The sequence below is a fragment of the Deinococcus radiodurans R1 = ATCC 13939 = DSM 20539 genome (assembly GCF_000008565.1).
Taxonomy (GTDB): Bacteria; Deinococcota; Deinococci; order Deinococcales; family Deinococcaceae; genus Deinococcus; species Deinococcus radiodurans.
The window spans coordinates 1,519,425-1,534,004 of sequence record NC_001263.1 but is presented as its reverse complement, the minus strand read 5'-3'; the positions used below and the strand labels follow the sequence as shown (position 1 = coordinate 1,534,004).

The 14,580-nt window shown below is 66.1% G+C and carries 14 protein-coding genes and 1 pseudogene; 11 read left to right on the top strand and 4 right to left on the bottom strand.

Annotation, left to right across the window (positions count from 1 at the left end):
- Window positions 1-9: 9 nt before the first annotated feature.
- The 4 genes and pseudogenes from ilvN to DR_RS07750 form a co-directional block, all read right to left on the bottom strand.
- Window positions 10-629, bottom strand: a pseudogene (gene ilvN, locus DR_RS07765) (acetolactate synthase small subunit).
- Window positions 626-2,365 carry a biosynthetic-type acetolactate synthase large subunit gene (ilvB, locus tag DR_RS07760; protein WP_162177759.1) on the bottom strand — a complete coding sequence of 580 codons (1,740 nt, stop codon included), beginning with the start codon at window positions 2,363-2,365 and terminating at the stop codon, window positions 626-628. Before ilvB ends, ilvN begins: the two are co-directional and overlap by 4 nt.
- A 282-nt stretch (window positions 2,366-2,647) precedes the next feature.
- Window positions 2,648-3,049: a hypothetical protein gene (locus tag DR_RS07755; RefSeq protein ID WP_010888154.1), complete on the bottom strand. Its 402-nt coding sequence runs from the start codon at window positions 3,047-3,049 to the stop codon at window positions 2,648-2,650.
- A 78-nt stretch (window positions 3,050-3,127) separates the two neighbouring features.
- A complete protein-coding gene (locus tag DR_RS07750) occupies window positions 3,128-4,609 on the bottom strand; it encodes an ATP cone domain-containing protein (protein ID WP_034350737.1) in 1,482 nt (493 codons plus the stop codon).
- A gap of 365 nt (window positions 4,610-4,974) precedes the next feature.
- On the opposite strand from DR_RS07750, the gene rpsB reads away from it, so the two are divergent.
- The 11 genes from rpsB to nuoD all read left to right on the top strand — a co-directional run bounded on the left by rpsB (window position 4,975) and on the right by nuoD (window position 14,559).
- Complete coding sequence (gene rpsB / locus DR_RS07745) at window positions 4,975-5,769, top strand: 30S ribosomal protein S2 (protein ID WP_010888152.1); 795 nt, start codon at window positions 4,975-4,977, stop codon at window positions 5,767-5,769.
- A 92-nt stretch (window positions 5,770-5,861) separates the two neighbouring features.
- Window positions 5,862-6,656 (top strand): translation elongation factor Ts, encoded by a 795-nt coding sequence (tsf, locus tag DR_RS07740; RefSeq protein ID WP_010888151.1) that lies wholly within the window; start codon window positions 5,862-5,864, stop codon window positions 6,654-6,656.
- Between the two features lie 109 nt (window positions 6,657-6,765).
- On the top strand, window positions 6,766-7,479 hold the full coding sequence (gene pyrH, locus DR_RS07735; RefSeq protein ID WP_027480220.1) for a UMP kinase: 714 nt from the start codon (window positions 6,766-6,768) through the stop codon (window positions 7,477-7,479).
- Window positions 7,480-7,558: 79 nt separating this feature from the next.
- Window positions 7,559-8,110: a ribosome recycling factor gene (frr, locus tag DR_RS07730; protein WP_010888149.1), complete on the top strand. Its 552-nt coding sequence runs from the start codon at window positions 7,559-7,561 to the stop codon at window positions 8,108-8,110.
- A gap of 55 nt (window positions 8,111-8,165) precedes the next feature.
- Complete coding sequence (locus DR_RS07725) at window positions 8,166-8,999, top strand: phosphatidate cytidylyltransferase (RefSeq protein WP_027480221.1); 834 nt, start codon at window positions 8,166-8,168, stop codon at window positions 8,997-8,999.
- A 130-nt stretch (window positions 9,000-9,129) separates the two neighbouring features.
- Window positions 9,130-10,320 carry a 1-deoxy-D-xylulose-5-phosphate reductoisomerase gene (gene dxr, locus DR_RS07720; RefSeq protein WP_010888147.1) on the top strand — a complete coding sequence of 397 codons (1,191 nt, stop codon included), beginning with the start codon at window positions 9,130-9,132 and terminating at the stop codon, window positions 10,318-10,320.
- A complete protein-coding gene (locus DR_RS07715; RefSeq protein WP_010888146.1) occupies window positions 10,317-11,450 on the top strand; it encodes a M50 family metallopeptidase in 1,134 nt (377 codons plus the stop codon). The genes dxr and DR_RS07715 overlap by 4 nt, the downstream gene beginning before the upstream one ends.
- 248 nt (window positions 11,451-11,698) lie before the next feature.
- Entirely contained in the window at window positions 11,699-12,034 is a 336-nt protein-coding gene (locus DR_RS07710) for an NADH-quinone oxidoreductase subunit A (RefSeq protein WP_027480222.1), read from the top strand.
- Window positions 12,035-12,140: 106 nt separating this feature from the next.
- Window positions 12,141-12,686, top strand: coding sequence for a NuoB/complex I 20 kDa subunit family protein (locus DR_RS07705; protein WP_010888144.1), 546 nt, complete (start codon window positions 12,141-12,143; stop codon window positions 12,684-12,686).
- Window positions 12,683-13,357: an NADH-quinone oxidoreductase subunit C gene (locus DR_RS07700; RefSeq protein WP_010888143.1), complete on the top strand. Its 675-nt coding sequence runs from the start codon at window positions 12,683-12,685 to the stop codon at window positions 13,355-13,357. The genes DR_RS07705 and DR_RS07700 overlap by 4 nt, the downstream gene beginning before the upstream one ends.
- Complete coding sequence (gene nuoD / locus DR_RS07695; RefSeq protein WP_010888142.1) at window positions 13,354-14,559, top strand: NADH dehydrogenase (quinone) subunit D; 1,206 nt, start codon at window positions 13,354-13,356, stop codon at window positions 14,557-14,559. The genes DR_RS07700 and nuoD overlap by 4 nt, the downstream gene beginning before the upstream one ends.
- The last annotated feature ends 21 nt before the right edge of the window (window positions 14,560-14,580 follow it).

The window sequence follows — 14,580 nt, the reverse complement described above, 5'->3', positions numbered from 1 at the left end:
GGAAGTAGCTCAGAACAGGTTCGGCACCCGCCGTGCCCGCTCTTCCCGCGCTTCCACGCCCTGATTCATGGGCCGCAGCGTTTCGCTTTCGCCGCCGTGGAACACCTGGCTCGGGATGTCGGCGTTGCTGCCGCGCGTGAGGGCAATGCGCCCGGTCCGCATGGTTTCCAGAATCCCGAAGGGCGCATCTGCTCGATAAAGGCGGTGATTTTGCCCTCGTCGCCGGTGACCTCGAAGGTCAGGGCGTGCCGGCCCACGTCCACGATGCGGGCGCGGAAGTCCTCGGCAATCTGGCGGACCTCGACGCGCGACTCGGGGGTGATGGCGACTTTGACCATCACCAGTTCGCGGTCCACGAATTTTTCCAGGCTGTGGTCCACGACCTTGACCACGTCGTGCAGCTTTTCGAGCTGGTGCATGGCCTGCTGCACCACGCCCCGGTCGCCGTGCACCACGATGGTCATGCGCGACACGCCGGGGTGCTCGGTCTGGCCCACCGAGAGGCTTTTGATGTTGTAGCCCCGGCGCCCGAACAGCGCGGTGATGCGGGTCAGCACGCGGGGTTCGTCGAGCACCAGGATGCTCAGCAGGTGGTCACGGGTGTCGTACTGGGCGGCAAAATCGGTCATCCCTGATTCATCTCCTCGGCTTCCTGCTCGGTCATTTCCTGCCAGGTGGCTTCGTTGACCTCGGTGGCCTCCGCGCTGATGTCGGTGCGGACCGGCTCGGTTTCCATCATCTCGTGCAGCGCCGCGCCCGCCGGGACCATCGGGAACACGCCGTGTTCGTGCGGTACGACCACTTCCAGCAGGGAGGACTTGGGGTCGCTCAGCCAGGCGTCGATGGCGGCGGGCAGTTCCTCGGCGCTGCTCGCGCGGTAGGCCGGCACGTCGTAGGCGCCCGCCAGCTTGACGAAATCGGGGTTGGAGTCGCCCAGCCACACCTCGGAGTAGCGCTTGCCGTGAAACAGCTCCTGCCACTGCCGCACCATGCCGAGGTACGAGTTGTTGATGATGCAGATTTTGACGTTGCGGATGTCGTACATCTTCAGCGTGGCGAGTTCCTGCGCGGTCATCTGGAAGCCGCCGTCGCCCGCCACCACCATGCTGACGACGCCGGGTTCGGCGAGCGCCGCGCCGATGGCCGCCGGAAAGCCGAAGCCCATGGTGCCCAGCCCGCCGGAGTTCAGCCAGCGCCGGGGCTTTTCGAAGCGGGCGAGCTGCGCGGCGAGCATCTGGTGCTGGCCCACGTCGCTGCTGAGAATGTCGTCAGGCCGCAGCCGGGCCGTGACCTGTCCCACCGCGTAGGCCGCGCCCCACTGCTGCGGGGGCACCGCCCGTCCTTTCCACTCCTCGATCTGGGAAAGCCACTCGCCGAGTTCGAGTTTCTCGGCGCCCTCGGCGAGTTGCCGGGCGGCAGTTTTCGCGTCGCTGCGGATCGGCAGGTGGGTCCGCACGATCTTGCCGATCTCGGCGGCGTCGAGTTCGACGTGAATAATCTGCGCGTGCGGTGCAAATCCGCTGACCCGGCCCGTCACCCGGTCGTCGAAGCGCATCCCGACGGCGAGCAGCACGTCACACTCGGAAATGGCGCGGTTGGCCGCCACCGAGCCGTGCATCCCCGGCATCCCCAGCCAGAGGGGATCGGACGCCGGGTACGCGCCCAGGCCCATCAGCGTGGTGATGACCGGCAGGCCCCAGGCGTGGGCGAGCGCAGTGAGTTCCGCCGAGGCGTCGAGCGAGCCGCCGCCCATGACCAGCACGGGTTTTTTGGCATTTCTCAGCAGTTCTCTGGCCGACGCGATGCTCTCGGCACTGGCCTCGGGCGCCTGTGGGCGGGTGTGCGGGGTGGGAATGTCGCCCGCGAAGGCCGCGAGCTGCACGTCTTTGGGAATGTCCACCAGCACTGGCCCCGGACGCCCCGAGCGGGCGATGCGGATGGCCTCGGCGATCACGCGCGGCAGCTCGTCCACGTCGCGCACCACGTAGTTGTGCTTGGTGATTGGCATGGTGATGCCGGTGATATCGGCTTCCTGAAAGGCGTCGGTGCCCATCAGGTGCTGCGCCACGTTGCCGGTGATCGCCAGCAGCGGCACGCTGTCGAGCATCGCGTCGGCCAGCCCGGTGACGAGGTTGGTCGCGCCGGGGCCAGATGTCGCCATGCACACGCCGATTTCACCGGTCGCTTTGGCCCAGCCCTCGGCGGCGTGAATGGCGCCTTGCTCGTGCCGGGCGAGGATGTGGCGCACTTCCGGGTAAAAGGTCAGCGCGTCGTACACCGGCATGATCGCCCCGCCGGGATAGCCGAACACCGTCGTGATGCCGTGCCCCGCCAGAGTCGCCCACAGCGCTTTGGCGCCGGTCATCTCCCCACGGTTCTGCCCCTGCTTGCCTGTCTGCTCCACAGCTCCTCCTGCCTAACCAAAACCCCCCGCCTCCTTGGTTTGGGCGGGGGGTGCGACTGAAACCGGTACAACCTGCTTAGCCTCGGTGTCCCCCGTGGCTAAGAAGTACAATCACGTTTCCAGCGCTCATGGGGTCACTGTACTCCGCTCGACCTCCTGCCCCGTTCCCGTGCGTCTAGATAGGACCGGGGCCAGGCGGTAACGCTTTCAGGGACAACGGACGCGGGCCAGGCGACAGGTGCCTTACTGCCGGCTCGCGCTGCGGCGAACTTCGCCCGCCCACCAGCCGCGCACCCAGTCACGGAAGGCGGGGTACTGGCTGCCGAGGGCCAGCCGAGTCTTGCGGTCTTTTTCAGTGCGCATTTCGGCGAGTTTGACGTTGAGGTGCTGCGCTTCGCTGCGTCCCAGCACCTGCCGCCCGGCCTGACCGTAGCTGCGTTCGCTGCCCGCCATGCGCCGCAGTTCGGCGGCTTGCATGGGGCTCAGGCTCAGGTCACGCACCATCCGGGCGCCGTCACTGGGGCGAATGACAAAGAGCCGCGTCAGCACTTCGGAGGCGGGCCAGGGGTCCTGCGCCGCAGCGGCGGAGGCGGGCACCAGCAGGGCGAGCAGCAGCGCGGCGGAACGGAAGGTGCGTTTGACCATGATTCAGGCTACGGGCCGCAGATGAAGGCGGGTGAGAGCCGGGGAGGTGGCCAGGGAAGGTGGTAGGTGCCGGGCCGCTCAGCTCAGCAGTTGCGCCGCCATTTCCTCGCCCAGCGCGGCTTCGCGTTCCTCGGGGGTGAGCGCCACCATCACCTGCCGCAGCACCAGCTCAACCGCCCGGTCCGCGCTCTCGTCGAGCGTCTCACTGTCGAGCATCGGCACGTCGTACTGCCGGGCGAGTCGCTTGAGTTCGTCCTGCATGGTCCGGATTTCCTCGAAGTACCGCATGTAACGGTGCAGGGGCCGGCTCGCGGCGGTCTCCGTGTCGCGCGACTCGAAGTGGCGGCGGTGCTCCTCCTCGTCGGGTAGGCCCACCAGCATCGGCACCAGCAGCGCGCCCTGAAAGGCGGCGGGTTCGATGTAACCGGGCACCAGATGCACGCCCTCAAGCACCAGACTGGTCCCTTCCTGAATCGAGCGGCGCACCACGGCGCTCAGGCCCACGCTGACCTGCTGCACCTGGTCGCGGAAGCCCGCCAGCAGCTCCTCGCGCGTAGGGTGCGCTGGGCGCGTCTGGCCGGGGGGCACCAGCGCTTCCCACGCGTTGAAGGTGCTCGCGTGCAGTGTGGGCAGCAGCGCGGGGGAGACCATCGCCCGCATCACCTCGCGAATCGAGTCGGTGCTCGCCACCCGCGAAATGCCCAGCCGGTAGGCGATTTCGGCGGCCAGCAGGCTCTTGCCGGTGCCGCTGACCCCGCCGAGCAGCACGATCAGGGGCCGGGGCGGCGTGCGAATGACGCGCAGCAGGCGGTAACGGGCGCTGACATCCGGGCCCACCTCGTCGCGCAGCAGGGCCTCCACCTTCTCGCGAATCTGGGCGCGGCGCACCAGTCGGTCATCCGAGCCGCGCAGGTCGCGCTGCGTCACCCGCGCCACCTTGCGGGCCACATCGGGGGCGACTCCGGCGGCGAGGAGCGACTGCACCAGCAGCCCCTTGGAAAAGGGCGCTGGCATCCCGTCCTCCTCGCTGATGACGCCGAGCTTGCCCCGGTTCTGTTGCAGGTAACGGTAGGTGAGCCGCAGGTGTTCGCCGTAAATCTTGGCGAGCGTGTGTTCGGCGATCTGGTCGAGTTCCCGCACCCCGATTTCCTGCAAGCCGCGCTGCCGCAGTTCGAGGTCCACCGCGCTTGCCACCGAGTAGGCCTCGCGCCCGCTGAGTCCGGCGTCTTCCAGGGTGCGGGCGAGCACGCCCCGGCTGAATGGCAAGTCGCCGCGCTTGGCCCGCACCATGATGTCCACGAAGGCGGGTGTCTGGCGTATCACCTGCCCGGCCACCTCTTCGCCCAGCGTGTCCTGCGCGGCCTCGGCCATCAGCCGCTGAAGTTCGAGCGGTGAGAACAGGGTGCGCCGCCCCGCCCGCAGTTCCTGCTCGATGCGCCGGGACAGCGCACTCGCCTGCGCGGTCGTCGCCCCCGCGTTCATCAACGATTCGGCCACCAGCCCCCGGCTGAAGGGCATGGCGTGTTGGGGCGTACCGATACGGAGAATGGGCGCAGGCATGAAAACTCCAGAAAAAAGAGAGGAAACGCGGGGATGGAAAAACGCAGCAGTGAAGCGGGGACCGGAGTCTAGCCGTTGCGGGCCGGAAAGGGCAGTGTTCCCCGCTGAGTGCAGGCGTGGGCGGGGGCGGACGGAGGGCACAGGACGGCCTTTTTCCTGCCCTTGCCTGGGCGAGGCCTCGGCTCACGGCGGCGTGCCCCATCTGCTATAATTCCCGTTTGGGTGCCCCCCGTGACCCGCCTCGTGCGCTGGAACGTCGCACGCGGCCTGACCCTGAAACACCTGACGACTCGGCCCACCCGACGTTTCAGGGGGGTTGGCACGGCGCCAGGCAAACTTTTCCCACCTAACGTTCAGGAGCCTGCATGTCGTACATCAGCATGAAGCAGCTGCTCGAAGCCGGGGTTCACTTCGGCCACGAGACCAAGCGCTGGAACCCGAAGTTCAAGAAGTTCATCTTTGCCGAGCGCAACGGCATTTTCATCATCGACCTGCAAAAGACCCTCAAGCAGGTGGACCGCAGCTTCGACTACATCAAGGACCTCGCCGAGCGCGGCGGCGTCATCCTGTTCGTGGGCACCAAGAAGCAGGCCCAGGAAATCGTGGAGCTGGAAGCCCGCCGCACCGGCATGCCCTACGTGACCAGCCGCTGGCTGGGCGGCATGCTCACCAACTTCAAGACGATGCGCACCCGCATTGACCGCCTCAACGAACTCGACGACCTGTTCGAGTCCGAGCGCATCAACGACCGCCCCAAGGCCGAGCGCATCCAGCTCGCCAGCGAGCGCGAGCGCCTGCTGCGTTTCGTCGGCGGCATCCGCAAGATGAACCGCCTGCCCGACGCGATCTTCGTGGTGGACCCCACCAAGGAAGTCATCGCCGTGCAGGAAGCCAACAAGCTCGGGATTCCCGTCATCGCGCTGGCCGACACCGACTCTGACCCGGACGTCATCGACTACATCGTGCCCGGCAACGACGACGCCATCCGCAGCATTCAGCTCATCACCCACCGCGTCGGCGACCTGCTGGTCGAAGCGCGTGGCGGGCACGAAGACGTGAGCGCAGGCCCCGTCGAAGAGCAGAGCGACGAAGCCCAGGCCGCCGAGCAGGGCACCGAAGGCGACACTGCGCAGCTCACCAGCAGCCAGGGCCGCAGCTAAGCGCGACTCAGCTGGTTTCGGGGGGCGCGTCTGACACCGGGCGAACGCCCCCCATTTATAAGGACCTATCCCACTTCCCGGAGGTACGGAACATGATGGAATCGATCAAGAAGCTGCGCGAAATGACCGGCGCGGGCATGATGGACGTGAAAAAGGCCCTGGCCGACGCCGAGGGCAACGAAGACAAGGCCATTGCCCTGCTGCGCGAACGCGGCATCGCCAAGGCTGTCAAGAAGGGTGACCGCGAAGCCAAGGAAGGCATCGTGCGCTTCGCCGTGGACGGCAACCGCGCCGCCATGGTTGAAGTGAACAGCGAAACCGACTTCGTGGCCCGCAACGCCGACTTCCAGGCCACCGTCGAGAAGCTCGCCCAGGCTGCGCTCCAGGCCAAGACCAACGACGTGGAAGAGTTCAAGAACTTCACCGTGGACGGCGAAACCGTGGGGAACATGGTCGCCGCGACCGCCGGCAAGATCGGCGAAAACATCGTCCTGAACCGCGTGGCCTATCTCGAAGGTCAGCAGGTGGCGGGCTACGTCCACTCCAACGGCAAGATCGGCGTCCTGGTCGACCTCGCGGGCGGTGACGAAGCCAAGGCCAAGGACGTGGCGCTGCACGTGGCCGCCGAGCGTCCCCAGTTCCTGACCCGCGACGAAGTGGAGTCGGGCGACATCGAAAAAGAGCGCGAAATCCTGACCAACAAGGCGCTCGCCGAAGGCAAGCCGCAGCAGATCGTCGAGAAGATCGTCGAGGGTCAGATCGGCAAGTTCTACCAGGAGCGCGTGCTGCCCGAGCAGACCTTCGTCAAGGACAACTCCCTGACTGTCGCCAAGTACCTCGGTGACGCCTCGGTCAACAAATTCGTCCGTTTCGAAATCGGCGCGTAAGCACAAAAGGGGGACGAGTTCCCCCCTTTTTCGGGCCCGCGCGCCTGACAGCTCCGGCGGCCCCCTGGCGGGACTGGCCGGAGTTTTGCTGAAAAGGAGAGAACCAGATATGTTCAAACGAGTTCTGCTCAAGCTGTCGGGCGAGTTCCTGGCAGGCGACAACGGCTTCGGCATCAGCCCGGAGACCACCGCCGAGCTGGCCCGTCGCATCATCGGGGCGCTGGACGGCACCGAGGTCGAACTGGCCGTGGTCATCGGCGGCGGCAACCTGTGGCGCGGCGCGCGCAACGGCCAGGGCATGGACCCGGCCACCGCCGACTACATCGGGATGCTCGGCACCGTCATGAACGCGATGGCCCTGCAAGACGCGATGGAAGCCGCCGGCAAGCCGACCCGCATCATGAGCGCCATTCACATGCAGCAGGTGGCCGAGCCGTACATCCGCCGCCGCGCCATGCGTCACCTCGAAAAGGGCCGCGTGGTGATTTTCGGCGGCGGCAACGGCGCGCCCTTTTTCACCACCGACACGACCTCGACCCTGCGTGCGCTGGAAATCGGCGCCGACGTGGTGCTGATGGCGAAAAATGCGGTGGACGGCGTGTACGACTCCGACCCGCGCAAGAACCCGGATGCCAAGCGCTACGAGCAGCTCACCCACATGGACGTGGTGGAGCAACGGCTGGAAGTGATGGACGCCACCGCCCTCACCCTGTGCATGGACAAGGGCCTGCCCATCGTGGTGTTCGACATCTTCGAGGAAGGCAACCTCGCCCGGCTGCTGCGCGGCGAGCGCGTCGGCACGCTGATTCAGAGCCGGGGCTGAGGCGCGGCCCGCCCCTGCTTTACACTCTGGGTGCTTCCCCCTTCGTTTCCCCACCCTTTCCCTGCAAGGAGACTTCGTCATGGCAGACATGAAATCCATCCAGGCCGATACCCGCGAAAAGATGAACAAGGCGATCGAGGCTTTCGAGAACAACCTCAGCGTGCTGCGGACCGGCCGCGCCAACCCCGGCATCCTGAAAAAGATCGTGGTGGACTACTACGGCTCGCAGATGCCGATCGATCAGGTGGCGAGCATCACCACGCCCGACCCCCGCACGCTGGTCATCACGCCCTGGGACCGGGGGGCGCTCAACCCCATCGAAAAGGCGATCCGCGACTCGGACCTCGGCCTGAACCCCAACAACAAGGGCGACACCATTTTCATCTCGCTGCCCATGCTCACCGAGGAGCGCCGCAAGGACCTCGTCAAGAACGCCAAGAACTACGCCGAGGACGCCCGCATCGCCGTGCGGAACCTGCGGAAGCACGCGCTCGACGAAGTGAAGAAGGTCGAGGGCCTCGGCGAAGACGAAATCAAGCGCGGTGAAGCCGACGTGCAGAAGATCACCGACGAGTACGTCGCCCGCGTGGAGTCGGTGTTCCAGAAGAAAGAGCAGGAAATCCTAGGTTGATGGTGCGGCGAGCAGCGCGGGCAATGCCGGCCGGGTGCCCTGCGGGGAGGCCGCCGTGGAGACCCTGAGCACCCGCGTGCTGACCAGCGTGATCGGTTTTCTGATCGTAAGTGCCCTGGTCTGGATCGGCTGGTGGGCCATGCTGCCCGCGCTGATCGCCGTGTCGTTTTTCGGCCTCAGCGAGTATTTCCGCATGCTCGACCGCAACGATCTCGACGTGCGGCGCCTGAGCCTGGGCGTCTTCGGCACCGCGCTGATTGTGGCAAGTCTGCCGATGTTCAGCGAATACGCCCCCTGGCCCGGCGGCTCGTGGCGCGAGGTCGTGCTGACCATCGCCGTGGGCACGTTGCTGGTGCTGGAAGTCATTCGCCCCGGCGAGCGCCCCCTTGAAAGGGTTGTGTACTCGCTGTTCGGGCTGCTTTACATCCCCTGGCTGCTGGGCTATTTCATGCTGCTGCGCTACTCGCCCGACGGACAACAGGGCCTGCTGTACTTTGCCCTGCCGTTGCTGGCAACTTTCGCCGCCGACATCGGGGGCTTTTTCGCCGGGCACTTTTTCGGGCGCCGCAAACTCGCCCCCGAGGTCAGCCCCGGCAAGACGGTGGAAGGGGCCATCGGCGGGCTGGCCTTCGGCTTCGTGGTCGTGCTGGTCGTCAGTCAGCTCGCGGGCATCTGGACCCCGCTGCAAGCGTTCCTGTACTCGGTGCTGGTCGCCAGCGCCTCGCAACTCGGCGACCTGTCCGAAAGCCTCATCAAGCGGGCCCTGCGGACTAAAGACAGCGGGAACAGTCTGCCGGGGCACGGTGGATTTCTAGACCGCCTCGACAGCCTGATGTTCGCTGTGCCCGCAACCTATTTTTTCCTGAATATCAGCGCGTTCACGAATTGAGCGCTCTGCATGGAAGCCGGCCTGAAGAGAAGGCCGGTTTTCTTAGGTCATGTCATAGATTCAATTTTATATGAAAATTGACTGCTCTTTCCCCGTCGTCCCACCTTCCGAGCGAGCGGGCCCACGTACCATGTCGGGCGTGAGACTCACCGTTCTGGGCAGTACAGGCAGCATCGGCACGCAAACACTGGACGTGGCGCGGCAGCGCGGGTATACGGTGGGCACGCTCGCCGCCGGACGCAATCTGGACTTGCTCGCCGAGCAGGTGCGCGAGTTCCGGCCCGCCCTGGTCAGCGTGGACGGGTCCATTCTGGCCGAGGCGAGAGAACGGCTGAGCGGAGTGCGCGTGATTGCCGACCCCTCCGAAGCAGCGGTGGCACAGGCCGATGTGGTTGTCAACGCCATGAGCGGCCTGATTGGTTTGCCCCCCACCCGCGCCGCACTCGAAGCCGGGCAGGCGGTGGCACTGGCGACGAAGGAAGCGATGGTCACGTCGGCCCACTTGATGTGGGAAGCGGCGGCAGCGGGTGGGGGCCGGGTGGTGCCGGTAGATTCCGAGCACACCGGGGTCTACCAGTGCCTGACCGGCGAGGATATGGGGGACGTGGCCGAGTTGATTCTCACGGCATCGGGCGGGCCGTTTCGGGATGGCCCCGCCGACCTGAGCGCGGTCACGCCTGAGCAGGCGCTGAAGCATCCGTCGTGGAGCATGGGGCCCAAAGTGACCATCGACTCGGCCACCCTGATGAACAAGGGCCTGGAAGTCATGGAGTGTGCCAGCCTCTACGGCCTGCCGCTCTCGCAGGTGGGCGTGGTCGTTCATCCGCAGAGCATCGTTCACGCGGCGGTGCGATTGCGCGACGGCAGCCTGAAAGCGCAGTTCGGCCCAGCGGACATGCGCCTGCCGATTGCCTACGCCATCGACGCCGCGCCGAGCGGGATGCAACACCCCGGCGACGTGCGCGGGGCGCGGCGTGGGGAAGAGGTCGGGGAGCATCTCGGCTGGCCGCTGCTGGGGCAGTGGGAATTCCGGGCACCGGACCTGACGCGCTTTCCCTGCCTCGCGCTCGCTTACCGGGCGGGTGAGGCGGGCGGACTCCTGCCAGTGGCGCTCAACGCGGCGGACGAGGTGGCGGTGGACGCTTTCCTGCACGGGCGCATCGGCTTTCTGGACATTCCCCAGCTGATTGAAAGGGTGCTGGACGAGACGCCCGGCGGCGCCCTCACCTGGGACAGCCTGACGGAGACGGACGCCTGGGCACGCGCCAGAGCGCAGGAACTCTGTGCCTACGGGGTCGGCGGCGCCGGGGTGGGCGCGTGAATGTCCTGCAAGGCATGGCCGCCGCACTGACGCCGCTGGGGTTGCTGTGGACGGCCATCATCTTCGGCGTCTCGGTCTTTCTGCACGAACTGGCGCACTACGGGCTCGCCCGCGCCCAGGGCGTGCGGGTCAATTCGTTCTCGGTGGGCATGGGGCCGGTGCTGTTCAAGAAGCTCTGGCGCGGCACCGAGTGGCGGGTGTCGCTGCTGCCCATCGGCGGGTATGTGGAAATCGACGGCATGGCGCCCGTGGAGGACGCCGACGGCCAGTGGCGCCTCCCCACACGGGGCTTCGCGGCGCTTCCGGCCTGGGGCAAAATCGCGGTGCTGCTCGCCGGGCCGCTGACCAACCTGCTGCTCACGCTGGGGCTGATGACCGTGAGCTTCACGTCGCAGGGCATTCCGGCGCTCGACCGCGCCCGCATCGAGAGTGTGGAAACGGGATCGCGGGCACAGGCACTGGGGCTGCGCGCCGGGGACGTGATTACCGCCATTGACGGCCAGGACATCCCCGAAACCCGCCGGGTGGGGGGCCAGGAGGCCGCCGGTTACGAGGGCGTGCGCGACGCGCTGGCGCAGGCTGGGCGTCACACCTTCACGGTGGAACGGGCCGAGCAGGGGCAACCGGTTCAGACCCGGCAGGTCGCCTTCGACTGGCAGCCCACCGTGAACGGTCAGCGTCAACTGCTCGGCATCCGCTATGGCCCCGACGTGCGGCAGGTCGGCGTGGGGCAGGCGTTCGTGACTTCGGTGGATACGACCGTGCGGGCGGTGCCGCAGCTCGTGGGGGCGTTTACCGGCCTTTTCAAAAAGTTCTTTACGCTCGACATCTCGCAGGACCAGAACGTGAGCGGTCCCATCGGCACCGCCGAGGTCATCAGCCGCGCCGCCGCGCTCAGCCCCTGGGCACTGGTGCAGGTGGCGACGCTGCTCAACCTCTCGCTCGCCTTTTTCAACCTGATTCCCATTCCGGGGCTGGACGGCGGGCGCATCCTGCTCGTCCTGGTGAGCGCGCTGCGAGGCCGTCCGCTGAGCTTTCAGCAGGAGCAGGCCATCAACCTCGGGGGCTTCGCCTTCGTGATGTTGCTGACCCTGTTCGTGGTGGTACGTGACGTGAGCCGCTTTTTCTGAGTCCTACCTTCTCCGCCGCTGGCCTGTTCGGGCTGGCGGCGTTTTGCTGTCCTCACTTTTGCCGTCCTCCGGGCGTCCCGCGCCGCTGTCCGTGCTAGAACATGAGTGTTCTACAAATCAGGCTGACACCAGACAGACTCTCTTTTTTTGCAGTCGTTCGTGCCTCTTTTCACGAGCTGAGCCAGGAGCGGGAAAGGCTGGAGTCAGGAGGGAGGAAAACCATCGTACAGTACGCCAATTTTCTGATCATGTTGCTGGTGGGCATCGGCATCGGCATTCTGGCTATCGTGGTGAGCGGGCTGCTCGGCCCCAAAAAGGCGACCCGCACCAAGTTGATGGCCTACGAATCGGGCAACGACCCCGAACGCGGCGGCGTGGGCACCGGGCAGCGCTTTCCGGTGCACTTTTACCTCGTCGCCATGCTGTTTATCGTCTTCGACATCGAAACGGCCTTTTTCTACCCGCTGGCGGTGGCCTACCAGAAGCTGCCGCAGTTCGCCTTTTTCGAGGCCCTCACCTTCGTGCTGCTTCTGCTCGTGGGTTATGTCTACGTGCTGAAAAAGAAGGTGCTGGAATGGGCTTGATGGCTCGCGGTGCTCGCTGTCTGAGAGTCGAAAAGTCTAAGGGTCTAAGGCTCAGACGTTTAGACCCTCGGACCCTTAGACCTTTCGCCCAAAGGGAGGCCCCCCCATGCCCCTGAAAGAACTCATCGACCGCGACTGGCAGGAGCTCGAATCCGAGGGCGTGCTGTTTTCCAGCCTGGAAAAACTGGTGGCGTGGGGCCGCAGCAACAGCCTGTGGCCGGCGACCTTCGGGCTGGCGTGCTGCGCCATCGAGATGATGAGCTCCACCAACGCCCGCAACGACATGAGCCGCTTCGGGTCCGAGGTCTTTCGCGCCTCTCCCCGGCAGGCCGACGTGATGATTGTCGCCGGACGCCTGAGCAAGAAAATGGCCCCGGTCATGCGCCGGGTGTACGACCAGATGCCCGACCCCAAGTGGGTCATCAGCATGGGCGCGTGCGCGAGCTCGGGCGGCATGTTCAACAACTACGCCGTGGTGCAGAACGTGGACAGCGTGGTGCCGGTGGACATTTTCGTGCCCGGCTGCCCGCCCCGCCCCGAGGCGCTGATCTACGCCGTGATGCAGCTCCAGAAAAAGGTGCGCGGCGAGGCCTTCGATCAGCTCGGGCAGCAACTGCCGATGGTGGACGCCTGGACCCGGGAGCTGCGATGACAGCGCCGGATGCTGGTCTGCCGGAAACCAATCTCAGGGACACTGCCGCCCGCTCGACTCGCCGCCTCGCCGAAAGCCGCGACGTGGCGCCGCTGCTCGCCGAACTCGGTTTGAGTGCCGAAGAGGGCCTGCAACCGACCGCCGCCGTGGAGGCCGGGGAGCTCCTGCACACCGCGCAGCAACTGCGGGCACGCGGGTTCATGCTGCTTGACGTCATCGGGGTGGATTACTCGCGCTATACGGCGCCCCGGCCCCAGCCGTTCGCGGTGCTCTACAGCGTGGCGCACCCCCGCGACCACCGCCGGCTGTTTCTGCGGGTGTGGCTCTCGGAGGGCGAGGCAGTGGACAGCCTTTTTCCCATCTGGAAGGCCGCCAACTATCTGGAGCGCGAGGTGTACGACCTGCTCGGCATCGAATTTACCGGACACCCCGACCTCCGCAAGGTACTGACGCCCGACGACCTCGAAGGCCATCCACTGCGCAAGGACTTTCCGCTGGGGGAAACGCCGACGCTGTTCCGCGAGGGCCGCTTTCTTGACCCCGCTGCCTTCCGCGCGGGCCTGAGCGGGCAGCAGCGCGGGCTGACCGGCTACCGGGGCGAAATGCGCCGGGGCGAACGGCGCCGGGAGGACATCGTGCCGCCGCTGTTGCCGGAAGGGGGACCGAAATGACGGCAGAACTTCAGCCCGAAGCCGGCGCCCTGCTCCACACCGAGCTGATGTCGCTCAACGTCGGCCCGCAGCACCCGTCCACCCACGGCGTGCTGCGGCTGGTGGTGGACATGGACGGCGAGTACGTGACCCGCGTGGAACCGCACATGGGCTACCTCCACACCGGCTTCGAAAAGACGATGGAGCACCGCACCTACCAGCAAAACGTCACCTACGCGCCGCGCACCGACTACCTGCACTCCTTCTCGCACGAACTCGCCTACGTGCTGAGCGTGGAAAAGCTGCTGGGCGCCGAGGTGCCGGAGCGGGCGAACGTGGTGCGGGTGATTTTGCATGAACTCGGGCGCATTCACAGCCACCTCGTGTTCGTGGGAACCGGCCTCCTCGACCTCGGGGCACTGACGCCTTTTTTCTATGCCTTCCGCGAGAAAGAAGCGTGCCAGGACCTCTTTGAGGCGGTCTGCGGCTACCGCATGAACCAGGGCTACTTCCGCGTCGGTGGCCTCGCCCGCGACCTGCCGGAGGGCTGGACCGCGCGGGTGGAGGCCTTCCTGAACCAGATGGAACGCGGCGTGGAGGAGTACACCACCCTCTTTGCCGCCAACCCGATTTTTCTGGACCGGGCGAAGGGCGTGGGCGTGATTCCTGCCGACGCCGCGCTCGACCTCGGCCTGACCGGGCCGAACCTGCGGGCCTCGGGCGTGCCGCTCGACAACCGCAAGGACCATCCTTACTGCGGCTTCGAAGACTACGACTTCAACGTGATTTCCAGCCCCGACGGCGACTCGCTCGCCCGCTTCAATATGCGGCTGCTCGAGTTCAGCGAGAGCATCAAAATCATTCGTCAGGGTTTGCAAAAGCTGCGGCCAGGACCGATCAAAGACCCCAACCGCAAAATCAGCCTGCCGCCACGCCACGAACTCGAAACGAGCATGGAAGCGGTCATTCACCACTTCAAACTCGTGACCGAGGGCTTTCACCCGCCGCTCGGCGAGGCGTACGTGCCCATCGAGTCGGCGCGCGGCGAGGTCGGGTACTACGTCATCTCCGATGGCGGCTCCATGCCCTACCGCGTCAAGATTCGGGCGCCGAGTTTCGTCAACCTGCAAGCGCTGGAATACGCCTGCGTAGGCGTGCAGTTTGCCGACCTGATTACCATCCTGGCGACCATTGACCCGGTGCTGGGGGATGTAGACCGGTGAGTGCGCCCTGCTGCACGAAAC

What these genes read in the sequence shown, in the direction of transcription:
- ilvB (WP_162177759.1), bottom strand. Translation starts at nt 2,365, where the DNA reads ATGACCGGCGCCAAAGCGCTGTGGGCGACTCTGGCGGGGCACGGCATC.
- DR_RS07755 (WP_010888154.1), bottom strand. Translation starts at nt 3,049, where the DNA reads ATGGTCAAACGCACCTTCCGTTCCGCCGCGCTGCTGCTCGCCCTGCTG.
- DR_RS07750 (WP_034350737.1), bottom strand. Translation starts at nt 4,609, where the DNA reads ATGCCTGCGCCCATTCTCCGTATCGGTACGCCCCAACACGCCATGCCC.
- rpsB (WP_010888152.1), top strand. Translation starts at nt 4,975, where the DNA reads ATGTCGTACATCAGCATGAAGCAGCTGCTCGAAGCCGGGGTTCACTTC.
- tsf (WP_010888151.1), top strand. Translation starts at nt 5,862, where the DNA reads ATGATGGAATCGATCAAGAAGCTGCGCGAAATGACCGGCGCGGGCATG.
- pyrH (WP_027480220.1), top strand. Translation starts at nt 6,766, where the DNA reads ATGTTCAAACGAGTTCTGCTCAAGCTGTCGGGCGAGTTCCTGGCAGGC.
- frr (WP_010888149.1), top strand. Translation starts at nt 7,559, where the DNA reads ATGGCAGACATGAAATCCATCCAGGCCGATACCCGCGAAAAGATGAAC.
- dxr (WP_010888147.1), top strand. Translation starts at nt 9,130, where the DNA reads ATGTCGGGCGTGAGACTCACCGTTCTGGGCAGTACAGGCAGCATCGGC.
- DR_RS07710 (WP_027480222.1), top strand. Translation starts at nt 11,699, where the DNA reads ATGTTGCTGGTGGGCATCGGCATCGGCATTCTGGCTATCGTGGTGAGC.
- DR_RS07705 (WP_010888144.1), top strand. Translation starts at nt 12,141, where the DNA reads ATGCCCCTGAAAGAACTCATCGACCGCGACTGGCAGGAGCTCGAATCC.
- DR_RS07700 (WP_010888143.1), top strand. Translation starts at nt 12,683, where the DNA reads ATGACAGCGCCGGATGCTGGTCTGCCGGAAACCAATCTCAGGGACACT.
- nuoD (WP_010888142.1), top strand. Translation starts at nt 13,354, where the DNA reads ATGACGGCAGAACTTCAGCCCGAAGCCGGCGCCCTGCTCCACACCGAG.